At 55.3% G+C, this 22,823-nt stretch carries 23 protein-coding genes; 9 read left to right on the top strand and 14 right to left on the bottom strand.

From position 1 onward, the window contains the following. Positions 1-93 precede the first annotated feature (93 nt). The gene (gene ppgK / locus AC1EJ1_RS00180) at positions 94-849 is read left to right on the top strand and encodes a polyphosphate--glucose phosphotransferase (protein WP_285015981.1); all 756 of its coding nucleotides are present in this window, start codon (positions 94-96) and stop codon (positions 847-849) included. Positions 850-852: 3 nt separating this feature from the next. On the opposite strand, the gene AC1EJ1_RS00185 is transcribed toward ppgK, so the two are convergent. Then, positions 853-2,325, bottom strand: coding sequence for a mannitol dehydrogenase family protein (locus tag AC1EJ1_RS00185; protein WP_285015948.1), 1,473 nt, complete (start codon positions 2,323-2,325; stop codon positions 853-855). Positions 2,326-2,446: 121 nt separating this feature from the next. Here AC1EJ1_RS00185 and mtnN point away from each other — a divergent pair, with 121 nt between their 5' ends. Genes mtnN through AC1EJ1_RS00200 form a run of 3 tightly spaced genes read left to right on the top strand, consistent with a single transcriptional unit; the run spans position 2,447 to position 4,533 of the window. Further along, complete coding sequence (gene mtnN / locus AC1EJ1_RS00190) at positions 2,447-3,169, top strand: 5'-methylthioadenosine/S-adenosylhomocysteine nucleosidase (RefSeq protein ID WP_285015980.1); 723 nt, start codon at positions 2,447-2,449, stop codon at positions 3,167-3,169. Between the two features lie 4 nt (positions 3,170-3,173). Beyond that, on the top strand, positions 3,174-3,650 hold the full coding sequence (locus tag AC1EJ1_RS00195) for a low molecular weight protein-tyrosine-phosphatase (RefSeq protein ID WP_285015947.1): 477 nt from the start codon (positions 3,174-3,176) through the stop codon (positions 3,648-3,650). After that, a complete protein-coding gene (locus tag AC1EJ1_RS00200; RefSeq protein WP_285015946.1) occupies positions 3,634-4,533 on the top strand; it encodes a hemagglutinin in 900 nt (299 codons plus the stop codon). The genes AC1EJ1_RS00195 and AC1EJ1_RS00200 overlap by 17 nt, the downstream gene beginning before the upstream one ends. On the opposite strand, the gene AC1EJ1_RS00205 is transcribed toward AC1EJ1_RS00200, so the two are convergent. Continuing rightward, positions 4,509-5,705, bottom strand: a complete 1,197-nt coding sequence (locus AC1EJ1_RS00205) for a glycoside hydrolase 5 family protein (protein ID WP_285015945.1) — start codon at positions 5,703-5,705, stop codon at positions 4,509-4,511. The two genes, AC1EJ1_RS00200 and AC1EJ1_RS00205, sit on opposite strands and share 25 nt — an antisense overlap. Before the next feature lie 289 nt (positions 5,706-5,994). Between AC1EJ1_RS00205 and AC1EJ1_RS00210 the strand changes: the two genes are divergently transcribed. From AC1EJ1_RS00210 to AC1EJ1_RS00225, 4 genes are all read left to right on the top strand, one after another. Continuing rightward, complete coding sequence (locus AC1EJ1_RS00210; protein WP_285015944.1) at positions 5,995-7,302, top strand: ABC transporter substrate-binding protein; 1,308 nt, start codon at positions 5,995-5,997, stop codon at positions 7,300-7,302. 100 nt (positions 7,303-7,402) lie between these two features. Then, positions 7,403-8,365: a carbohydrate ABC transporter permease gene (locus tag AC1EJ1_RS00215; protein ID WP_092648951.1), complete on the top strand. Its 963-nt coding sequence runs from the start codon at positions 7,403-7,405 to the stop codon at positions 8,363-8,365. After that, the gene (locus AC1EJ1_RS00220; protein ID WP_092648950.1) at positions 8,362-9,207 is read left to right on the top strand and encodes a carbohydrate ABC transporter permease; all 846 of its coding nucleotides are present in this window, start codon (positions 8,362-8,364) and stop codon (positions 9,205-9,207) included. The genes AC1EJ1_RS00215 and AC1EJ1_RS00220 overlap by 4 nt, the downstream gene beginning before the upstream one ends. A gap of 15 nt (positions 9,208-9,222) precedes the next feature. After that, the gene (locus AC1EJ1_RS00225) at positions 9,223-9,351 is read left to right on the top strand and encodes a hypothetical protein (RefSeq protein WP_480295148.1); all 129 of its coding nucleotides are present in this window, start codon (positions 9,223-9,225) and stop codon (positions 9,349-9,351) included. A 42-nt stretch (positions 9,352-9,393) separates the two neighbouring features. Here AC1EJ1_RS00225 and AC1EJ1_RS00230 read toward each other — a convergent pair whose 3' ends face one another. From AC1EJ1_RS00230 to AC1EJ1_RS00245, 4 genes are all read right to left on the bottom strand, one after another. Beyond that, positions 9,394-10,215: a carbohydrate ABC transporter permease gene (locus AC1EJ1_RS00230; protein WP_285015942.1), complete on the bottom strand. Its 822-nt coding sequence runs from the start codon at positions 10,213-10,215 to the stop codon at positions 9,394-9,396. Further along, positions 10,212-11,117: a carbohydrate ABC transporter permease gene (locus tag AC1EJ1_RS00235; protein ID WP_285015941.1), complete on the bottom strand. Its 906-nt coding sequence runs from the start codon at positions 11,115-11,117 to the stop codon at positions 10,212-10,214. The genes AC1EJ1_RS00230 and AC1EJ1_RS00235 overlap by 4 nt, the downstream gene beginning before the upstream one ends. A gap of 85 nt (positions 11,118-11,202) precedes the next feature. Next, complete coding sequence (locus tag AC1EJ1_RS00240; RefSeq protein WP_074026222.1) at positions 11,203-12,489, bottom strand: ABC transporter substrate-binding protein; 1,287 nt, start codon at positions 12,487-12,489, stop codon at positions 11,203-11,205. Positions 12,490-12,863: 374 nt separating this feature from the next. After that, positions 12,864-14,999: an alpha-galactosidase gene (locus AC1EJ1_RS00245; RefSeq protein WP_285015940.1), complete on the bottom strand. Its 2,136-nt coding sequence runs from the start codon at positions 14,997-14,999 to the stop codon at positions 12,864-12,866. 129 nt (positions 15,000-15,128) lie between these two features. Here AC1EJ1_RS00245 and AC1EJ1_RS00250 point away from each other — a divergent pair, with 129 nt between their 5' ends. After that, entirely contained in the window at positions 15,129-16,271 is a 1,143-nt protein-coding gene (locus AC1EJ1_RS00250) for an ROK family protein (RefSeq protein ID WP_227469120.1), read from the top strand. Here AC1EJ1_RS00250 and AC1EJ1_RS00255 read toward each other — a convergent pair. The 8 genes from AC1EJ1_RS00255 to AC1EJ1_RS00290 all read right to left on the bottom strand — a co-directional run bounded on the left by AC1EJ1_RS00255 (position 16,255) and on the right by AC1EJ1_RS00290 (position 22,630). Beyond that, positions 16,255-16,884 carry a nucleoside/nucleotide kinase family protein gene (locus AC1EJ1_RS00255; RefSeq protein ID WP_058237521.1) on the bottom strand — a complete coding sequence of 210 codons (630 nt, stop codon included), beginning with the start codon at positions 16,882-16,884 and terminating at the stop codon, positions 16,255-16,257. The two genes, AC1EJ1_RS00250 and AC1EJ1_RS00255, sit on opposite strands and share 17 nt — an antisense overlap. Next, positions 16,865-17,449, bottom strand: coding sequence for a phosphoribosyltransferase (locus AC1EJ1_RS00260; RefSeq protein ID WP_058237520.1), 585 nt, complete (start codon positions 17,447-17,449; stop codon positions 16,865-16,867). The genes AC1EJ1_RS00255 and AC1EJ1_RS00260 overlap by 20 nt, the downstream gene beginning before the upstream one ends. Positions 17,450-17,460: 11 nt before the next feature. Next, positions 17,461-18,591 (bottom strand): 6-phosphofructokinase, encoded by a 1,131-nt coding sequence (locus AC1EJ1_RS00265; RefSeq protein WP_070725521.1) that lies wholly within the window; start codon positions 18,589-18,591, stop codon positions 17,461-17,463. 84 nt (positions 18,592-18,675) lie between these two features. Then, positions 18,676-19,200, bottom strand: a complete 525-nt coding sequence (locus AC1EJ1_RS00270) for a SprT-like domain-containing protein (RefSeq protein WP_227469123.1) — start codon at positions 19,198-19,200, stop codon at positions 18,676-18,678. A 9-nt stretch (positions 19,201-19,209) separates the two neighbouring features. Further along, positions 19,210-20,562, bottom strand: coding sequence for a carbohydrate ABC transporter substrate-binding protein (locus AC1EJ1_RS00275; RefSeq protein ID WP_070725461.1), 1,353 nt, complete (start codon positions 20,560-20,562; stop codon positions 19,210-19,212). A 16-nt stretch (positions 20,563-20,578) separates the two neighbouring features. Further along, positions 20,579-20,758, bottom strand: a complete 180-nt coding sequence (locus AC1EJ1_RS00280) for a DUF6903 family protein (protein ID WP_058237517.1) — start codon at positions 20,756-20,758, stop codon at positions 20,579-20,581. After that, complete coding sequence (locus AC1EJ1_RS00285) at positions 20,755-21,693, bottom strand: carbohydrate ABC transporter permease (protein WP_227469124.1); 939 nt, start codon at positions 21,691-21,693, stop codon at positions 20,755-20,757. Before AC1EJ1_RS00285 ends, AC1EJ1_RS00280 begins: the two co-directional genes overlap by 4 nt. 10 nt (positions 21,694-21,703) lie before the next feature. Next, positions 21,704-22,630, bottom strand: coding sequence for a carbohydrate ABC transporter permease (locus tag AC1EJ1_RS00290; RefSeq protein ID WP_480295149.1), 927 nt, complete (start codon positions 22,628-22,630; stop codon positions 21,704-21,706). Between the last annotated feature and the right edge of the window lie 193 nt (positions 22,631-22,823).

The following is a 22,823-nucleotide window of genomic DNA, read 5'->3' on the forward strand; positions in this document are numbered from 1 at the left end:
AACGCGTTTGAAGATGTTCGCACTGAGGGCGACGTGGTGGAATAGTAAGATCGGTAAGTAAACAATCGTGGCATGAAGAGCGGAGCAGGTCCCATGGCTACCCAGGCATTTGGAATCGACATTGGTGGATCAGGCGTCAAGGGGTCACTCGTTGACCTGAAGATCGGGCGCGTCCTGCGCGACCCCATCACAATCCCCACACCTGCTCCGGCCACCCCGGACCACGTCATCGCCGCATGCCAACAACTGATCGACCAGTTTGACGTTGCAGACGACGTGCCCGTCGGCATTTCTTTCCCCGCACCGATCAAACACGGCGTGATCCCCTTCATGGCGAACCTTGACCAGGAATGGGTTGGCATCAACGCCGAGGAACGATTCTCCACTCAGCTGGGACGGCCCACCGTCGTCATTAACGATGCCGACGCAGCCGGCCTGGCAGAGGTTCGCTTTGGTGCAGGCGCCGGCGTAGGAGGCGTTGTCATTGTCACCACGCAGGGAACGGGCATCGGATCCGGCATGTTCATTGACGGCACACTGGTTCCCAACACCGAGCTGGGACACCTTGAAATTGACGGGCGTGACGCCGAGTCACACGCGTCAGCCCGCCAGAAGACGGTGTACAACCTGACGTGGGAGCAGTGGGCAGAGCGTCTCCAGCGCTACTACTCGCATGTCGAAATGCTCTTTTCGCCCGACCTGTTTGTCGTAGGGGGCGGCGTGTCGGAAAATCACGACAAGTTCCTGCCGTTGCTGGACCTGAAGACACCGATCATTCCGGCGAAGTTGGGTAACCTCGCCGGAATCATCGGAGTTGCGTGTGCTGCCGGTGAAGCAGCAGCCCGCTAAGCGTCAGTTCGCCTGAGTAATCAGCTCGCGCATCACGGCGCGGGCACCGTCGCGCCGAATTGCGTGCAGCCAGTGTTCGAAGCGATCCGCGAACTCACTGGTTGATTTCAGCTCGCCGAACAGGCGGGCATCGCTCAGCAAAGCGCGCGCATTTCCGGCCTTTTGCTGCTGCGCCAGCGAGATCAGGCGATCCCGATACTGGTCGTTGATGGTGATCGGCGCGCCGTCCTCGTCGTTGCCTTCCAGTGTGAGCGCCCACGCCGCACACATCGCCGCACCCAGATCAACCGGGCGACCCTGCTCGATGCATCCGCGCAGAGCCGGCAGAACGAATTTGGGCACGCGGTCCGATGCGTCTTCGGCCAGACGATTCAGCGTGTCAGCAATGGCGTGATTGGTGAAACGCTCGAAAAGCGTATCGACATACTGGTCGAGGTCGATGCCCGGCACGGGACGCAGGGTCGGCAGTGCTTCACGCTCCAGGTAGGCGCGCGTCACAGCTTCAATGTCCGGATCTTCAGCGGCCTCATGTGCGTAGGTCATTCCCAACAGGCGGCCCCAGTGTGCGAGCATCTGGTGGGCGGCGTTGAGCAGGCGGAGCTTCATCAGCTCGTAGGGCACCACGTCCGTGACCATCTGGGCGCCGACTTCTTCCCACTGCGGGCGGCCTGCCGGGAACTTGTCTTCAATAACCCACTGAATGAACGGTTCAGCGCCAACCGGCCACGCATCTTCGATCCCCCACTGCTGTTCGACCAGTTCGCGATCTTCGTCAGTGGTCACGGGCGTGATCCGGTCGACCATGCAGTTCGGGAACGCAACATTGTCGTCGATCCACTGCGCCAGCTCCTGATCCGACAGTGCTGCCTGCCCACAGGCTGAATCGTGCGCAATGTGACCGTTGCCCGGCAGGTTGTCGCACGACAGTACGGTGAACGGTTCAATTGCGCGCTCGCGGCGCTCCCTGAGTGCCTCGACGATCAATCCGAATGGCGTGTGAGGCGACTGAGGTGACTGACCGTCCTCACGCGCAGCGTCATCCGGGGCGAATTCACCGGTCGCATCATCGATCGGGTAGCCTCCCTCGGTGATCGTCAGCGACACAATGCGAGTCGAGGGAGCTGCAAGCACGTCGAGCACTGCCTGAGTATCGTCTACCGCCAGCATATGATCCATGATCGAGCCGATCACGCGCGCATCGTACGAGCCATCGGGTGCTTTGAGGACCAGAGTGTACATGCAGTCCTGCGCATGCAGAGCATCGTGCATACGTCGGTCTCGCTCCAGCACGCCTACACCGCAGATGCCCCACTCCGGCACGTCATCATCATGCTGACGCAACAGTTCATCAAGGTAGGCGGCCTGGTGAGCTCGATGAAAGTTTCCCATTCCGAAATGCACGATCACATTGCGTGGCTCGGATTTCGGTGAGCGTGAGTATGTGGGTGCAAGATCGCTGTGCGCGGGTAACGTCATCTGTGGCTCCCTCTGATCTTAAACTTGGAGATTTTTCCGTTGTCCCTGACATTTCCAGTGTAGGACACACGTATATCCAAAGGTGGCGGCAGGATTGCAGGCCGGCGATAATACGTGCGTGATGATCTTTATCCAGTGCGCCATGGCGATGGAAGCAGCACCGTTTGTCGACCAGCTTGAGCCAGGCGCCACCCGCCACATTATCGGCCATGCTGACACTCACCAGCAGGTCTTTACGCGAGGGACACTGCGCGGCCACGACGTCGTGGTGGTCGAATCCGGTATCGGCCTGGCGAATGCTGCGAGCGCCACAGCCCGCGCACTCACATTCGTCGAGGACCCGGCGACTGCGTTAGTCGTTGTTGCCGGAACATGCGGTGGCCTGGATGAGGAAGCCCAGGTGGGTGACGTCATCGTCGGTACCAGCACCGTGTATTCCAGTGCCGATGCCACAGAATTCGGGTACGCACCCGGCCAGATTCCGCAGATGCCTCCTAAATACACTGCAGGGCAGCACGCTGCGGCATGTGCCGCCCGTGTCGAGGGTGTGCGCGCCGGCCAGGTCATCTCCGCCGATTCATTTGTCACCGCGCGCACTGTCCACACTGTTCGCACTCGTTTCCCTGCAGCGCTGGCGACCGACATGGAAACAGCCGGTGTAGCTCAGGTCTGCTTCGGCACACGCACCTCCTGGATCAGCATGCGGGCGGTATCCGACCTGTGTGGCCCGCAGGCCGGCCAGGACTTCCACATGGACGGCGACAAGGCCGCGCGCATCTCTGCCGCAGCGGTATGTGAGCTGCTCGACCTGATCGGCGGCACTCAGGTGTATCAGGCACAATAGTCGCATGTCGTTTTCAGTAGTCATGGTATGTACCGGAAACATTTGTCGATCCACAATGGCCGAACAGCTCCTTCGTGAAGCTGTTGAGCACGCGGACCTTGATGTGCGAGTGGATTCGGCAGGGATCTCCGATGAGGAGGAGGGTAACCCGATCGATTATCGTGCCGAGCGTGTGCTGCGCGAAGCAGGATACGGCATCCCCACCCATCGGGCGCGCCAGCTGCTGCCCAGTGAACTGAGCCAGTGGGACCTGATCATTGCGATGACTCGCGGCCATGAACGGGCAATCGAGCGCATGGCTGCACGCACTGGAACGGATCCGGATGTCCACCTGATGCGCGAATTCGATCCGCAGGCAGATTCGGACCTGGATCTTCCTGACCCGTGGTATGGCGGGCATCAGGATTTCGTCGACACCCTCCAGGTTCTCGAACGCTCTATCCCGGGCGTGGTTGACTATATCCGTGAGCACAGGCAATAGTCACCACTCCGACAGCCAGTCGCCTCGGGCAGCGTTGACGTCGATCGGAATCATCGTGCTCGCAGTCGCCATGGTGATCGCGCTGGTCGCCCTTGTGACGACGACGCTGTCTAGCCGCAGTAAGAAGGACACGTTTGAACCGCCCGCGCACTCTGCGCCACCTTCGGGGCCTGTGACACCGCCGCTGGATTTTTCGGGCTTCGACCCGTCGAACATCATCTCTGACGAGGAATTCTTCAATGACCGCGCACTGACGCAGGATCAGATCACAGCGTTCATCACCCAGTGGAACGATGGCTGCAGACCCGGTCCTGATGGCACGCCGTGCCTGAGTTCCTACCGTGAAGACACAGCCGACATCCCCGCCGACGAGTACTGCGATGGTTTTGCGGGTCAGACGGGCGACACCCCGGCATCGATTATCTCCAAAACTGCTCTCAGCTGCGGCATTAACCCGGAAGTGCTGCTGGTGATGCTCCAAAAGGAACAGGGATTGATCACCGCTTCGGGCGTGAAGTTGGTCCCGAGTCGTTACGCCTCCGCGATGGGATACGCATGCCCCGACCGACAGGCGTGCGACCCGCAGTATGCAGGTTTTGCCACGCAGGTCTTCCACGCTGCCAGGCAGTTCAGAATTTACGAGGGCGCCCCCGGCATGTACGACGTGATTCCTGGGCAGGTCAACACCATCCGATTCCACCCCGACGAGGCGTGCGGTGGCAGCGATGTGATGGTAGAGAATCAGGCCACAGCAAATCTGTATAACTACACGCCTTACCAGCCCAACGATGCCGCACTCGCCGGTCATCCCGGCGACCAGTGCTCAAGCTGGGGCAACGCGAACTTCTACGCGTACTATCACGCGTGGTTTACACGCAGCTGAGGCCACACGTGATCCCTGGTCCAGATGCGTTGGAAAGTGTCGAAGACGTCGCCCTGGGGGCCTGCCTCGTGACGCAATGCGGGGTCTGCTGGCACGTCTAGTACGGGACGCTCAGCTGAGTCAGCGCCAGCCGTGCCGATATTGTCACCGGAACGCACAGCGTGAGCAAATTCGGCTACTGCCCGCCCGACGGGCTTGACTTTACCGTCGCTGTCGATCAGGCCGAGTGAATACTCCAGTTCGGGGAAGTCAGCCAGTTTGCGGGACACATCATGGGAACACCACCAGGTGATGCCAGTCAACTCCGGCACGTCGATCACTCCGCGGATTGTTGCGGTAGCAAAGTCTGCAGCGTCCTCAGCCGTGACACATGTGATCGGAGCGCCCACCTCCTGAAGCCATACGCCGCGGTCAGGCACGTTGCAGTATCTGTTCCATGCGCAGGCCAGCTCGACCAGGTAGCGCGCGAATACCTCCAGTGCCGGATGCCGCTTGCCGTAACGCGGCCCGACGTGGGCAAAAACCCACGAATGAACGGTAGTCAGATCGCCGAACTGTGTTGCAAATGGTGGAATGAACGGATGAGTGGCATCGAACCAGAGGTCATCATCAAAGCAGTGCACGCATGCACAGCGTCGATCAACTGCCCCGAATATTTCAGTGAGCCAGCGACGCGCTCCGTCTGTATCGACCCTGCTGTGATCGGGATGGCGTGCTGCGGCAAACTGAGGAAATTCGTTTCCAATGCATATGCCGGCCGTGCCGGGCTCGTCAGCCAACTGTGTGCTCAACTCATTGACGAGGGCGGCCTGTCCGCTGCGAATACGCTCGGACGTGAAGAGATCATCATGATGCCAGGTCACCGTCCACGAAGGAAGAAAATCAAAAGATGACAGGTGTCCCTGCAGGACATCGACCCATGTGCTCATTCCACGTTCGTGTGCCAACTGCACGAGGCGGCGCACGTCGTCGATTGCTGATTGGCGAATCAGTGTGCGATTGGGTTGGAGCAATGGCCACAGCGGGAAGATGCGGATGTGATCCATTCCTAAAGCGGCGATCGCATTGAGGTCGCGTGCTGTCTGATCGGCATCGAAGTCGAGCCATGAATGAAACCAGCCTGCCCGGGGCGTGTAATTTACGCCGAAGGCAATCGGTCGAATACTGCTCATGACAGCCTCTTTCTCGCGTGGAGTATGACAATGCGGGAATGGCGGTGTGCTCACCTGAAGAACAGGAGAACGAACCATCCTAGCTCTCACTTCAATTGCTGTTGTGCAGCAGGAACGGCCAGCGCCAGGTACCGAAGCCCTTGTGCTCTAGAGAAATTATATAGAAATCAGTGAGCCTGACGGAATGTACGGAAGATCTAATCTGATGTACCTGATACGTGCTACTAGTGTCATACTGGTTGCTGTGCGCAATGCACATGTCATCATATTTTCGAGGGAGAAAACACAGATGAAGGCTTGGAATAAAGCCGGTCTTGCCATGCTGGCAGGTACGGCAATGCTGATGGGGCTGACGTCCTGCACTGGTGGTGGTCCGGTCACTACGACGAACGAATCCGGAGACGATGCGCTTCAGAGTGGACCAGTCGAAGGGGAGATCACTTTTCAGACATGGTCGCTGAAGAATGACCGATTCACACCGTATTTCGAAAAGCTCATTGCAGACTTCGAAAAAGAGAACCCAGGAACGAAGATCAAGTGGATGGATCAGCCCGGTGACGGCTACGAAGACAAGGTTCTTCAACAGGCAAACTCCGGTGAGTTACCCGACGTCATTAACCTCCCACCCCAGTATGCCTATCAGTTGGCCAAGGCTGGACAGTTGGAAGATTTAGCGAAGGCGGATCCTGAAGCCCTCAACGCTTATGTCGACGGCGTGACGAAAGCGTACACATTTGACGATGCAGGAGGCGGCTCATACGGATATGGGTGGTACCTGGGAACCGACGTGAACTGGTGGAATACCGCCATGCTTGAAAATGCAGGTGTTGATGTCAGCACGTTGCCTGAAACACTCGATGACATGCTTGACATGGCGATCGACGCGGCGAAGAAGACCAACGGTGAAGTGAAAGTAGTTTCCGATCTGCCTGCCTTGGCGACGCTCGCCTCGTCGGGTGTTGAGATTATGAAAGATGGGAAGTTCACGTTTGCCACTGATCGGGCTAGGGAGATTGTCGAAAAATACGCCGAAGCATTTAAGGCGGGAGCCATGCCGGCTGAAGCACTGTCCGGTGAGTGGGTAGGCAACTCTGCTTCCTACAAGGAAGGCAAAGTCGCCTGGACAACCGGTTCAGGAGGATTTGCGTCGGAGCTGGAAAAAGAAGCTCCCTCCATCCTTGAAGCTACGAAGACAACGCCACGTTTCGGTATTCCACCTCTGTTCAGCCAGGCACTGTCCGTGTCAGCCAACTCGAAGGCCAAGCCGCTGGCACTGAAATTCGCGCAATACGTGACCAGCAATGAGAACCAGGTTGAGTTCTTGAAGATCGCCCAAGGCTTCTTCCCTGGCACGAAAGAAGGCAACGAGAATCCGGAGTCCTTTACCTCTGTGATTGAGAACCCGCTGCAAAAGGAAGCCACCGAGATGGCGACTGTATCTATTTCCGGCAAGACCCAACCTGAGCAATTCCAGCTCACTGAGAAGATCAGTAACTACTACAACCAGCAGATCGCTCTGGCTGTTCGTGGTGACATATCTGCCGAGGAAGCACTGAAGAAAGCAGAGGATAACGCCAACGCTGAGCTCAGCAACTGATCGATGAGATCTTTTCCGAATGTTCCGGCCAGAAAGCCCGCCGCGCTTTTGGGCCGGAACTTCGGTCTGCTAATCACGTTAATCAAAAAGGTGGCTCTCTATGCGCATGCATAAGTGGTACACGCCGTACATTCTTTTGGCCCCAGCTGTTATCTGGGTTCTGGTCTTCTCACTGTTGCCCTTCCTCAATACTGTCATCCTGTCTTTTACGAACGCCAAGCCCCTACAGCCAGCAACGTTCGTGGCATTCGATCAATACAGGCGCCTCCTGAACGATGAGATCTTTCACTTCGCCATCGGTAACGTCCTTGTCTATGCCTTGGTCTGCGTTCCGCTGCTGACATTCCTGCCTTTGCTTCTGGCCATGTTGGTTCACAGGAACATTCCGGGAATAGGCTTTTTTCGCACAACCTTCTATTTCCCCGTCATTGCGTCTGCTGTTGTGGTGGCAATTATCTGGGCATGGCTCTTCGAATCTCGCGGAATCGTGAACGCCACACTCGATGCTCTCGGGCTCAGTACCGTCGACTTCTTGATTCACCGATGGTGGATCATCTTCGTCGCCATCACTCTGACGGTGTGGAAGGGGCTGGGATATTACATGGTGATCTATCTGGTTGCACTGTCGAATGTCAATCCGGATCTATACGAAGCTGCAGAGATCGATGGTGCAGGAGCGTGGCGCAAATTCTGGTCTGTCACGGTGCCCGGTGTTCGCGGCGCAATGCTCCTGATATCCGCCCTTATTACAGTGTCGGCGATGCGAGTTTTCACGGAGATTTATACGATTGTTGGCTCCGGAGGCGGCCCCGGCGGTGAAGCACAAACCATGGTGGGACATATCAAACAGACCGGTTCGGGGCTGGCAGGGAACCTCGGCTATGCATCGGCATTGTCTGTGATCTTGTTCCTGCTCACCATTGTGCCGTTGGTAATGGTTGGGTGGATGAATCAGGGACAGGAGATCCGCGAAGCGATCAGAATCCACAGGCTCTCGCGAAAAGTGCGCCGTTCCATTGAACGCGGCGATAAGAGGTCCGAAAAAGAGAAGGTGTCACAATGACATCAAAGAAAACGCGCCAGATCTCAGGACTGACGATTCGCTATATCCTCCTGATCGTCATCTTCGTCATTTCTGTTTTCCCGTTTCTGTGGCAGCTTACGACGTCTCTCAAGGGGAAGAATGAAGATCTGTATTCGTTCCCTCCCAGTCTGATTCCGCATGACTTCACTCTGAGCAACTACGGAGAAGTCATGCGCACCATTCCCGTGTTTTCATACGCGTGGCACTCTTTGATCGTTGCGGTGTCGGTCGTTGTCCTGAACTGCTTTTTCTCGTTGCTCGCAGGGTATGCGTTGGCGTGCATGAAGTTCAAAGGCAAGGCGGTTGTCATGGCGATCATTTTGTCCACCTTGCTGCTGCCTGGCGAAGTAACATTTACCAGTCAGTATTTGACGGTGAAAGCGCTGGGGGCGGCCAATTCACTTGTTGGAGTAATCCTGCCCGGAGCGATCGGTGCGATCAACGTTTTGTTGATGGCCACGGCCTGTCGAGCTATTCCACAGGATATTCTGGATGCTGCTGCCATCGACGGTGCTACAACAGTCCAGCGCATACGCCACATTGTGTGGCCCAATGCCCGAGGCATGACAGCGGTCGTTGCCCTGATGAGCTTTATTGGCGCCTGGGATGATTTTCTGTGGCCACTCGTGGTGTTGTCAGACCCGGAAAAGTACACCCTCACAGTTGGAATGCAGTACCTGGCCTCGAACCAGACGCTGGGATCTGATCCGAGGGTCGTGGCTGCCGGAACGATTATCGCCCTCCTGCCAATTATCGTCCTGTTTGCAGCGACTCAGAAGTTCTTCTTCCGCGGAGTGGAAGTTGGCGGAGTGAAAGGTTAGGAACACGCTCATAGCGTGATGAGTGGCCCAGACAGCAAGTCGCCCTCGCTCATGATGAACGAGGGCGACCAGCGTGACGACGAATCGTGTTATTCGTCGTCCCTGTTGGAACTCATCAGCGTGTTGACCGAGAGCTATCTTTGAAGGTCGTGAAGTTATCTGATAAGCCGAAGAAACGATTGGAATTCACTTCACTGCACCGGCCACCATTCCCTTGATGAAATACTGTTGTAGTACCGCGTAAGCGATGACAACAGGAATAACTGAAATGAGAGCTGCTGCGGCAGCCGGCCCCAAATCTGCTCCAGAACTTGCGAAGAACGCAGAGATTGCGGGAGCAATTGTTCGGACAGACGGATCGCGCAAGAGGTAAACGCTTAAAGCGTACTCGTTCCACACATTAACCGACACCAAGATTATGACAGTTGCAGTGACTGGCTTCAGCATGGGGAAAACAACTCGAACTAGAGTAGAGATGAGTCCTGCACCGTCCATCATCGCCGCTTCTTCAATTGAGATCGGAAGGCCACGGATGAAAGATGAGTATAGGAAGATTGCGAGAGGCATCTGTGTTGTCACCATGACGAGAATCGCGCCCCAATAGGTATTTGTCCCTCCAATTTGAGTCAAGAATGAGTACAGAGGAACAAGAATCGATAGTGGCGGGATCATAATTAGGCCGATAATTGCACTCAAGATCAGCTTGTTGAACGTAGTCTGTCGTCTAGCAAGTGGATACGCTGCTAGAGCTCCAATTAGGCAAATCAGTACTGTCGAAACGAATGTGACAATAAAGCTCGAAAAAATAGCCTCTAATATGCGGCCTCGCTCGATAGCTACACAAAAATTCTCGAAGTATAGCATCGAAGGAGGCATCCATTGAGAAGACATATCTGTCTTAGGCTTGAATGCCGTGGTGAAAGCAATATAGAGCGGCACCATCTGAATGATGCACATCAGGCAAAGCGCTAGGAACGCGAGAACGTTAGACCACCGTTTCTTCATCATGCACCTTCCACTTGATGGTTGTTGAACCAAGAATTAAGAACGAAAGTGAATGCTGCGATCGTTATGAAGAGCACAATTCCCATAGCAGAGGCGTAGCCTGCAGTCTGACTGTCAAAGTAAGTCTTAGAAATAAGCGTCGAGATTGAATGCGTCGAGTATCCAGGACCACCGCCGGTCAGAACTTGAATAACGTCAAACAACTTGAGACCACCAATTAGGTTAAGGACGATCGAAGTAGCAAAAGCAGGCTGAAGAAGAGGCATGGTGATTGAGCGGAAACGAGTCCAACCCACAGCGCCGTCGACTGCCGCAGCCTCAAGATACATCTGAGGGATCGACTGTAGACCGGCCAGATAGATGACCATTGATATGCCAACGAATTGAATTGAGTTAACAAGAACAATGATGACAATCGCTAAGTGAGGGTTCGACAGCCATGCAACTCTATCGAGTCCGAAAGCGATCATGATGTCATTGAGACCGCCGTAGTTATAGGCGAACAGCAGATAGTACATTGTGCCCATCACTACAGGTGAGATTAAGACTGGTAGGTAGACGATAGCCCGCATTACAGTTCGGCCACGGAATTTCCTGTCGAGAGCAAGTGCTAGTGATAGTCCCAAAATTTGTTGTATCAGCGTCGATCCGAAACCGTAGATCAGTGTATTGACCAGTGCACTTAGGAAGATCTCGTCTGTAAAGAGCCTAAGGTAGTTCTTTGCCCCAACATTGTTATATCCAGCACTGTACCCATTCCAGTCGGTGAAAGATAAAGCAAAACCGTTGATTAAGGGGTAAATAGTGAATACGAGAAACAAAAGAACCGCTGGAACGTAAAGAAGGTTGACTCGACGTTTCGAGAAGACGCTCGGAACATTTGAAGTCTGTTTCTTATGTTTCAACTCATCCTCCTCTTTGAGATCGATAATTAATGAAAGAATTGGCCGGTGTATTAGTCGAAGTGACTAATACACCGGCAATCGGAACTTAGTTCTGACCGTAGAGCGTCTTGAATTGCGACTCCATTTGTTTGACAGCTGACGGTACATCACCTTGGAGAGAGATGATGGAATCAGCAGTCGAAACCATGGTGTCCCACATGCCGTTCGGCAGATAAACACGATCGAAATACGGTTCGAGAGGGATCTTGTTCGGCTCTACGAAGGTCTCGTAGCTTTCCTGTAGCGGGCCGAGATCTGACTTGGCGTTCGTCAGACCAGGAATGCCGCCAATCGCCGATGCGAGCTTTGCAGCATTCTCCGGTTCTGCGATGAAAGCGAGGTAGTCAAGTGCCTGATCCTTGTGCGGCGATGTCTTGGAAACGCCATATGCGTAGGCTTCACCACCGAGGAGGTACTTTGAACCGTTGTCATTTGGCACCGGCATATATCCGAGATGGGCCTCAGGATTGTATGTAAGTGCAGTTCCAACAACGTTGTTCTGAACGAACACGAACGCTGTCTCACCTTGTCCGAGAGCTCGAGCAATGTCGTCCATCGGTGCTGATGAATAGTCTGGATTGAAATAGCCAGCGTCAGCCCACTTCTTTATGTGCTCGAGCAGCACTGTATAGGGCTCTGAGGGGAATTCCCCGCTCTTGAGTGCTTCGCGGTTTTCTTCACTGTAAAATCCAGACGCCATGAAGTCTGCAATATTGCCTGCGAAGTAGTCATCTTTTCCGGATGCTGAAATCGGGATTACACCCAGATCCTTAATTGCAGCGAGAGCCGCGTCGAACTGCTCCCATGTTTCGATTGACTTAGGATCAATTCCTGCCTTATCCAGGACATCCTTATTGTAGACAATGCCCGCAACGTCGGTATTTGCCGGCAGCGCATAGAAATGTCCCTCTGAATCGCGCATGGCGTCATCAAGTGCTGGATTGAAATTGGCTGCCCAAGGCTGATCGTCAAGTGGTACGAGGAAATCGCTATATCTCTGCAGAGACCAGCCGTGGGTCGACCAGATGTCTGGTGGATCATTGCTCGCTAGCCGTACCTTAAGGTCAGCCTCATAGCTACTCGTCGTTGGCACGAGCTCAATTGATACGCCTTCGTGAGAAGCCTCGTACTCGTCGGTGATCTCCTGTAAGACTTCGAGAATGGGAACGTTCAGGCCGAGATTTGTTTGGAATTCAATTGTCCCCTCAGGCGTTGCGCCTGTCGAACCACTTTCGGAGCTTTGCCCTCCACCGCCATTTCCTCCACCGGTACACGCTGTAAGCGCAAGGCAAGTGCCTAATGTTGAAGCTAATAGTAGACTTCGATGTCTCATTGTATTTCCTTTGTTAAGCATTCTCGAATTATCAATCCAAGAACATGGTGATTTTTTCGGTAGATCGACCGTGCCCTGAGAACGTTAGGTGCAGAGATTCCCACTCTTTGAGTTAGACGCCTTTAATTCTTCAGGGAAGAATATTGATCCAAGGTTTAAGAAGTTTCGATTCCTTTATGTTCATCCTTTCTTGGTTAGGAAACGCCTCGAGAGATTAGTTGGCAGAACGTACGAGAATGGTATTTTGATCTGCTGCATCGTAGAGAATTTCCAGGCAGGTCTAAGATGCTTGCTTCTTCATTCCAATCACGAATCGAAAGCCGCAAGGAATCGTAATCGAGACATTCGGTTTTGGTACGCATTTAAAGTGGCTTCTACTGAGCGCTCTGAACTCTGAGTAGAACCGTCTGCATAGGGTTCAAATCGGGGAAGCGAATGCCAGCGTGAGTAAGAACCGCGCCGGGTAACATTAACCCTCGTTCCCACCACGGCACTGACCCGTGGCCATCTCCAATAGCTGAGCCGATGCCTTCAGGCAGGAGTTCTCGCAATGCGTAGGTCACGTCTTCGACAAGGCCAGGCAAGCGCAGCGGAGGTGTGGGTCGCTGCGCTGAAGTCCGTACTCGGGTTAAAGCAAAGACTGCGTCAGCGCCGTCCTGAGCAACTACGCCGTGAACCCAGTAGCCTGAGTCAGGATGATCGGCATGGACAACCCGACCCGAATGCAGTAATGGTCGAAGCTGCTTGTGCAACGTCACCCACTTTGCCAGCTCCTCAAGTTCGGTCGGGTCGGCGTTCGGTAGATCCCATTCAATTCCCATGTGAGAGAACATGGCGTTCGATGCGCGCAGAGGCAGGTTGAGCGTTCGACCGGTTTGGTGCGAAACGGTCGATGCAACATGTGAGCCAACCAATTCTGGCGGCAATAGTAAGGAAGTGCCGGCCTCGATTTGCAAGCGTTCGATTGGATCCGTGCAGTCTGATCCCCAAATCCGAACGGTGTGTTCCAATACACCTAGATCTATACGTCCGCCGCCTCCTGCACAGGATTCAATTTCGAGCGTGGAATGGATCTTGGTCAACTCGTCCATCAAGCGGTAGGTTGCCAGTGTCCGTTCATGGTAAGCGGGTTTGCCGGTGCGAGGTGAAACAGCCTCGTAGACGTCACGGTTAAAGTCCCACTTAATGTAGTCGATCGTTGTTGAATCGAGTACGGCAAGTATCTGTGACTTTACATATTCGTAAGCTTCCGGATTTGTCAGATCGATGACCTGCTGCTGGCGGGCTTCTCTTGGCTGGTGAGTGCGCGGCGAAAGGATCCAGTCCGGATGAGCACGTGCTACGTCGGAGTCAGGGCTGATCATTTCAGGCTCGAACCACAGTCCGAATTGCATGCCAGCATCGTGGACCGCGTCTGCCAGCGGTGCCAAACCGTCAGGCCACACCTCCTCGGAAACGGTCCAGTCACCGAGGCTGGTCGTGTCATCGCGCCTGCCGGAAAACCACCCGTCGTCGAGGACGAAACGTTCAGCTCCAACTTTTGCTGCTTCTGCGACCAATTCAAGTAGGTGTGGCAAGTTTTGATTGAAGTACACGGCTTCCCACGCGTTGAGCGTAACAGGGCGCGGCGTAGTCGGGTGTGCGGAGCGGTCTCGGACAAATTTATGGAAACGAGATGCTGCTTGATCGAGGCCTTCACCCCAGGTGCCGAAGAGCCAAGGAGTAGTGTAACTTTCCCCATGTGCCAAGCTAACTTCGCCTGGGTAAAGTAACTCGCCCCCCATGAGTCCTTGATAACCTTGCGTATCGCGCTCAGCGATCGTCCGTGTGTTTCCGGACCATGCGACGTGGATATAGTGGACGAGTCCGCGTTGCCAAGAAGTGGCTTTCTGGCACGTCCCGTGAATGCTGGAAACTGTGTGCGCTCGTGCCACACGAATCTCGCGCTGATGTGAACCGATAGTGAATTCGTGTATGTCGGTATTACGCTCGCGCAAGTGATGGCCACTTTGATCGATAACATACGTTTCCGTAGCCGGAGTGGGGAGTGCAAGAAGGAGAGAGTCTAGGTTATAACCGTCCTCGCCAGCATTCGTTAGAATCGCACGCGTTCGGAGTAGGCCTTCATCGGTAATTTCGAGTTCGATACTCAAATCGATGTTTGCCTCGTCATCGTGTGCATAGGCGATCATTGACGAAGGTGTTTGGTCAATCGTGTGGGTCACAAAAGAAGAAAATTGGGATAGCCCGTTTCGTGATCCAACCAAGCCGGGTGTTCCGAGCCAGCCGTCACTTTGTTGCGGAATTAAAGAAAAGAGTGGTGGAGTGTCGGCCATTCCTGACACGACAGCAGAGTACTGAGAGTCAGAGAAGTCGGCAGCGCTCTCGCTGGAGAGAGCGGGTAGGGTAGCTCCCCAGTAAAGGACTTGAGGAAGTGCCTTGTCTGATGTGCGAATAAAGACTGATGTTCCCCCGTTGATGAGGTGAAGTGTTGACGGTAGGTGCGTCACGTGAATCCCTCCATCGAGTTAGTGTGAAGTTGGGCGGCATCGCCCACTAACTTTCGATGTGAAAAATAGTAGCGTGAATGTACAGTGAATACAAGACAATGACGCATATATTTCGAGGAGACTGTCACAGTGGCTCGTTTATTCGACGACTCATCGCTGGCAACCGCTGCGCATATCCTGACGAAAGGCCCTGTTGCGCGAGCCGATATTGCACGCAGCCTTGAGCTGTCGCCGGCAACGCTGACGCGGCTGGTGCGCCCCCTCGTCTCGCGTTCACTGGTGCACGAAACCTCGTCGGGTATGTCACCTACCGGTATGGGTCGGCCCACCCAACTCCTTGAAGTTCCTGCCGATAAGCAGACCTTTGTCGGAATCAACCTGACTGGTTCCGACATCCACGTTGTGCACACCAATACCCATGCCGAGATCCTGGATGCTCTGACTCAGCCGATTCCCTCGACCGATGTGTCCGAGTGCGCTGCTGAAATTCGCCACCTGATCAACACTGTGGCCCCCGGCGCAACTGCAGCAGCAATTTCGCTGGGCGGACAGGTGGACGGAACGGTTGTGCGGTCCAGCCGTTTCCTCGGATGGGACAATATTGACCTGGCCCGTGAGCTCGACCTGGCAATTCCACTGACAGTCATCAACGACGTGTCAGGCCTGACGATGCTGGAACTGTGGTTCGGTCTGGGTCGGGAATGCGAGGACTTCCTCATCGTCACGGTTGGCGCCGGAATCGGACACGGTATGGTGCACGGCCTGCGAGCTGTGCGTTCGCCGCTGCGGGGCCTAGGTATGACGGCTCATATCCCCTTGGCCGGAGCGCATGGAGTATGTCAGTACGGTCATATCGGGTGCGCCAACGGCGCCTTGACGGTTCCCGCAGTGATATCTCGGGCGCGCTCGGGTCGCGCCATTGTCGACGATGACGGCCGCCCCGCCTCGGCTGACGAACTCATCGCTTTGGCTCAAGACGGTGACCAGGCCAGCCAGCGTGCCATCAGGGAATTTGCCACGAACCTTGCGGTCTATGTGCAGACAGTGGCATCAGCCGCCCTCGTGCGTGATGTTGTTCTGGACGGGGAAGGTGTGTGCCTGCTGGAGACACCGTGGGCGGACAATTTCCAGCGTGAACTGACGTCATTTTCCCGGCCCGATGACCCGCACATCCGCGTCCATCAGCGCTCCGGCAGTTTTGACCGTTGGGCGCAGGGCGCTGCCACCGCAGCGATCGTGCAGTGGCTGGTTGACTCTACGCTCGCACAGTAAAATCTGCGCGGCCCGCAGCCGCACACACCAGGTCAATATTGTCGCTGTCCACCGTTCGCACCCAGTGCGCCGCCTCGTCGGTACGCCGTCCGTGCTGCTTATGCCGCTCCACCAGGCGTCGCACCAGCTCGGTGCGATCAGTGTCGATGAAAACGAGCTCATCGAGCAGGCCGCGAACGTCACGCCATCTCGGCAGATCCACGCCCAGATAGTTCCCCTCTGTCAACACGATCCCCCGAGGGGCAATTGCGACGCTCGCAGCAATCGGCTCATGCATGTCGCGGCGATATTCGGGGGCGAAAACGGTTCCTTCGGCACGCCGAACGCGGCGCAGGATTTCACAATACCCATCAACATCAAAGGTGTCGGGAGCGCCCTTGCGGTCAGCCCGGCCCAACGCGTGCAGCACTGCATTCGACAGGTGGAAACCATCCATCGGAACAATTCCCGCGACCTCGATGCCGCGCTCATCCAACCCTCGTGCCACCAGGGCACACACCGTGGACTTACCAGTGCCGGGCGGGCCGGTTATTCCCAGCAGGCGCAGGCGGGGGTGAGCGGCGATGCGGTCAACGATCTGGCGAGCAACTGATTCAGACGCGCTTGGTGTCATTGTCCTGACTGCGCTGGATCACCGGCAATGTTGACCAGGGGAAATTGATCCACTTATCAGTCTCACGCCACATGTAGTCCGGTTCGATCACGGAGCGAGGCTTCTTATAGATCACCGCGCTGCGGGCCTCTGCCTTGACAGTGGTATGACCATCCAGTGACAGACCGTGAGCGTTGATCATGTCCATCACCATCTTCAGGGTGCTGCCGGAATCGGCAACATCGTCGACCACCAGGACGCGTTTGCCGTCCATCGCCGAAACATCCATCAAGGGGGGCAACAATTGCGGTTCAGTCAGAGTCTGACCCACCCCGGTGTAGAACTCGACATTCATCGTGCCCATCGCCTTGACGCCGATGGCGTAGGAAATCGCACCGGCGGGCAGCAGTCCTCCGCGTGCAATCGCGACAATCAGCTCCGGCATCCAGCCTGAATCCACAATGCTCTGGGTGAGTGCGCGCGAGGCGTCACCGAACCCCTGCCACGTGAGGGTTTCGCGATCTGGCTGCAGGTCAGCTGGTCGTCCGTCGGTAGTGGTGGCTCCGTCATCGAAAGGAAGTGTCACGAATAATCCTTCTAGTCGCCCATTCCGGTTCCGACGTGGCGTGCAGCAGTGATCCACGGGTGATCCAGAGGAACAGTCTTGAGCGTGCCGGCCACGTCCTTCAACGGCACCGGCACAGCCGCCTGTCCCTGTGCTGCCACGGTGATGCCGTATTTTTTCTTGGCCACGAGATCTGCGCCAGCCCCGCCGAGCAACGTGCCAAGCATGCGGTCTTCAGCATTCGGCGTGCCGCCGCGCTGCACATACCCCAGCACCGTCACGCGGGACTCCAGGCCGGTGGCCGCTTCAAGTTCTTCGGCCAGTTTGAATGCGTTGCCGCGATGCGCCAGTTCCAGGGACTGCTTATGCATCTTGGCTGCCGACTTTGCTTCCGGGCTGTCTGCAGCAGACAGCAGTGCTTCAGCAGCTTCGAGGTCAGCGGTGTCCTGAGTGTCACGGGCGCCCTCGGCAATTGCGACGACCGAGAACGAATGCCCGGCCTCGGCACGTTTGCGAATCGATGCGGCGATGGAGTCAATGGAATAGGCGATTTCGGGGATCAGGATGATGTCGGCGCCGCCGGCGATGCCGGCTCCCAGTGCCAGCCACCCTGCTTTGTGACCCATAATTTCCACCACGATGATGCGGTGGTGGGAGTGAGCCGTTGAATGCAGACGATCAATCGCGTCGGTCGCGATACCCAGTGCAGTGGAGAATCCGAAACTTGTGTCGGTGTGCGCGATGTCGTTGTCAATGGTCTTGGGCAGGTGAATGACATTCAGACCTGCTTTGGCCAGCCGGTTCGCATTCTTCGCAGTTCCGCCACCGCCGATGAACACGACACAGTCCAGTTTGTTCTTCTCGCAGTTCGCCAGGATCGTGTCCGTCATGTCAACGGTTTTGCCATTGACGTTCATCTTGTGCGGCTTGTCGCGCGAAGTTCCAAGGATCGTGCCGCCGACGGTCAGGATCCCGGAGAGGAAGCGTGAATCGATGGGAATGGTGCGGTTTTCCGCCATGCCGCGGATGCCGTCGCGGAAGCCGATCAGTTCCATTCCGTAATGCCCGATGGCCGCTTTGCCGAACCCGCGGATTGCTGCGTTAAGCCCAGGGCTGTCGCCCCCTGCGGTAAGGATTCCCACGCGCTGTAATTTCTTCGCCATGATCCGCTTCCTTCCTGTGCGCCGATCGGCAGTGATTCCCATGGTAGTGGACGATGTTGCGCCAGGAGTAATGACGAGGATGATTTAACGTCGTGAAGATCGGCGTGTCAGTGAGCGCAGTTCGCGCAGGTAGCGCCCCGGTGGGGTACGAGGGTGGCCGAGGTGTTCCCACTGCCAGATCAAGGCGACATCAAAGTGTGGTGAACATGACGCGCATGATGACACGCGCCTGGGTACGGAATATAAATACCTGCGTGCTCCGCAGCGCGGACAGGTTCCGATCCACGGCGCCTCAGGAGCAGGTAAGGCCGCAGACAAGCGCGCCTCGGGTCGCGCCCCCAGGTTGCGAGCCGCCTTCTTCCACACATCGTCGTGATGGTGGCTGGCGCCTGCCAGAGCGTGAGCCACTTCGTGAGCGATGACGTCTCGAATTTCATCTGGGGGATACAGTGTCATCAACGGCCGAGAAAACGACAGGGTATGCGCCGTGTGGTTGCACTGTCCAGCACGACGGCGTGCATGGTCGAACTGAACGGTCCAACCATGCACGCCGTGCGAAGTGAGCAGGGTTTGTGCTTCTTTAAGCACCCAGCTCAGATCATCAGTCACCTGGACAGGTTACTTCTGATCTTTGGGCATCGCCTCATTCAGAGCGTTCGAATCGTCGTTGAGCTTTTTCTGCCACTCGTCAACGGTCTTCTTGCCCGAGGCAATTGAGTCGATCGTTGAGTACAGGTCATCCTTGATACTGACACCTTCAACGCTTGCATTCTGGCTGAAGGAGGTGCCGGGAATAATCTTGACGCCTTCCTGGTCGAAAGCACCATACAACTCAGCGAGTTCTGGTTCGAGCTTGTCGGTAATGCCCTTGATGGGCTGAGCTTGACCAATCTTGGCGAAGATTTCGGCAGCCTTGTCGGAGTACATGAATGCCATGAAACGCTTAGCTTCTTCAGGGTTCTTTGCCTGAGTTGGCGTCCACAGTGCGTCCATCAGTACCGTCAGGTAGCGCTCGTCGGGAGTAAAACCGGGAGCGGGTGAGAGCGCCCACTTGAAGTTTTCAGTCTTCGGGGCGTCCTTCATTTCGTTGCGGATCCAAGTTCCGTTGGGCATGAACACTGCATCACCATTGAGAACCGTCTGCTGATTCTTCTTTGAGTCCTGCACGTTTGCGTATCCCAGTGTGTCCGGGTGCAGGTAATCGGGGCTGACGATCTTGCCGATCGTGTCGAGGACTTTGCGGGCCTCGTCCGACTTCCACACGTCCTTCTTATAGAACATCACGTCCTGGAAGAGCTGTTCGCCGCCAGCGTCTGCGAGCAAGGCACCCACGAGCGAATCGAAGTAGCCTGAGGTTGCGTAGGTGAAGACCGAGATACCTTTTTCCTTGGACTTCTTGCCTAGTTCGAACATTTCATCCCATGTTTGCGGAACTTCCCAGCCGTTCTCTTCCAGCAGGGTCTTGTTGTAGACCAATCCGGCAGGTGAGTAGAACGTCGGCAGCAGGAAGGTACGATCGTCGCCATTTGGGTTCGTGTAGGGTCCGATGATGCCGTCGATCAGCTTTTCGCCAACGGTGACTTCCTCGCCGGGAATTTGCATCGACAGGACATCGGTGACATCGGCAATTGCGTTGTCACCGAGCATGGTTTCAACGAGCCCGGCCTTTGCATTCAGGCCACGCTGGACCAAGTCCGGGTACCTGCCCGCTTTCATGCCAGGCATGATTTCGTCTTCGATTTCCGTTGACGTCACAAGGTTGACTTCCACGTCAGGGAACAGTTCCTTGTAGGCTGCCACGACCTCCTGGTAGGGTTCAGGGCCGTTTCCGCCATCGAAGAACGCCAGGTTCAACGTCGATTTGCCGTCTGATGCGCTTTGAGATCCGCCGGCGCCGCATGCGCCTAGCGTTGCCGTCAACGCAAGGCAGGTTCCCGCGCACAACAAAGTGCGTTTGGTGTGATGTTTCACGATTACCTCTTTCTAGTTAGCGGTATTGATGGTTGTAGAAAGCGAGCATGCCGAGGACGCCAGCCAGTCCGATTAGCTGGATGCCGAGGCTACCCCAGCTGGTTGTACGTTGACCGATGACGACCAGTGCAACGAAGAATATGAAGATCAAAGCGGCACCGATCATGCCGATAATTCGTAGTGCGCGGTCGCTCATCCCTTGATACCTCCAGCATTGGTGACGTTGAGTAGACGCTTTTGAACGAGTGAATAGAAAATGATCACTGGAACGATCACGATGACCATGCCTGCGTACAGGCGGCCGTAATTGGTGGCTGCCCGTTGCGTTGCCATCAGGTTGAGCAGACCGACCTGGACGGTGCGGCTGGATGAATCGGTCATCAGCGTCATTGAAATGATGTAGTCATTCCAGAAGCTCAGGAAGTTGAAGAGCATTGCCATGGATATGGCTGGTGTCGCCATGGGGAAGAAAATGCGAACCATGACGGTGAACTGGTTGGCGCCATCAAGCAAGGCAGCTTCTTCGTAATCTTCAGGGATGCGCGCGAAGAAGTCCTGGAGCAGGAACACTGTGAAGGGCAGTGAAGTTGAGGCGTACACAATGGCAAGTACCACGAGGTTGTTAATGAACAGGCCGTTGGGGAACCACTGGTATACCGATGAGTCGAATCCGACCAGCATCAGGAAGATTGGGACGATAATATAGTTCACGTTAATGAACAGTCCGCCTTGGATGGCCATCTGCAAGATCCTGCGGCCAGGGAAGTCGAATCGTGCCAGTACGTAAGCGCAAGGCAGCGCGATAGCGACAACTAGCACCATTGCCAGAGCAGTGACGAACAGAGAATTCAAGAAAAAGTCGCCGATTCTGGCGTCGGTGAAGGCGTCGACGTAGTTCTGTAGGTAAAGGCTGCGAGGTAGGGACCACGGGTTTCCGTAAAACTCGTCTCTCTGCTTGAAGGAGGCAAGGAAAACCCAGATCGTCGGGATGATGATCGTCAGGGAAACCAAGACGAGAATGACTTGGTTGAAGATGCGATGCGGAGTCCACCTGTCGGCAACACTTCCTGAGGCTTTGCGCATCTTCTTGACAGAAGGCTTCTTTGGAGAAACTGAAACTGTTGGTGTCATTTTTCTTCCCTCACAGCTCAATTGGTTCGCGTTTGGTCGCGCGGCTGACGATCAATGACAAGATGAAGCTAAACAGGAAGATCACTACTCCGATCGCCATGCCGTAACCGTATGAGGAGTTTGTATAGGCCTGGTCGTACATGTATCCCAGAATGACTTGGGATGCGTTATCTGGACCGCCGTCAGTCATTGCCTTAACAAGGACGAAACTCAGATTGACCGACCCTAGGATGAAGAAAATCAATGTCGTTCGGATGTTGCTCCAGATCAGTGGCACCGTCACGCTCACCAGGGTGCGGATCTGGCCGGCTCCGTCCAATGATGCTGCCTCGTACAGGCTCTTATCGATGCCAGTCATGGACGCCATATACATCACCATGTAGTAGCCAAAGGACTGCCATACCATTGCGAATGCGATTGAGAAAATGACGATCTTGTGGTCGCCGAGCCAGACTTGCTTAAGCCAGTCAAGACGCAGGATGTGCAAGGTACCGTTTACTAGGCCAGTATCAGCCTGGTCGTAAATGACGGAGAACATTGCTGCGATGACAACTGCCGATAGAATCGACGGAATATACATCACGAAGCGGAGCAGATTTGCTCCGAGAATCTTCGTTTGAATCAGCATTGCAGCAAAGATCACGGCAACGGGCATCGTGATACATGTCACGACAACAAGTAGTAGAAGGGTGTTTTGTAGCGAGTGGACGAAATTCATGTCACCCAACAAAATCTTGAAGTTGTTCAGCCCAACGAATTCGGGAACACCAGAAAAACCGCTCCATTTGTAGAGTGACATTCTGAAAATGTTGATCGTCGGAACGACGATGAAGACAGTGAACAGGATGGCCGTCGGGAGTGCGCACGCAATACCGAAGATGCTTTGATTGCGCTGAAGCTCGGCTGACCTGCGCTTTCGCCTATTTGTCGTTGACATAGTTGATCCTCTTTGAGTTGAAAGAAAGGATGTGAGGGTGCTCCGCCAAATAGCGTGACAACATCGGCATCCTCAATTCGTCAGAATCCAAGTCTCCGGGTCATTGACATTTACTGTCAGCTGGCCGGAAAAGAACCTCATAACAATCTACATCAGAAAGGGTGCCAAACTATCACAAGTTAGTGAGTGTTAT

This window comes from Pauljensenia sp. C0170B4 (assembly GCF_056590235.1).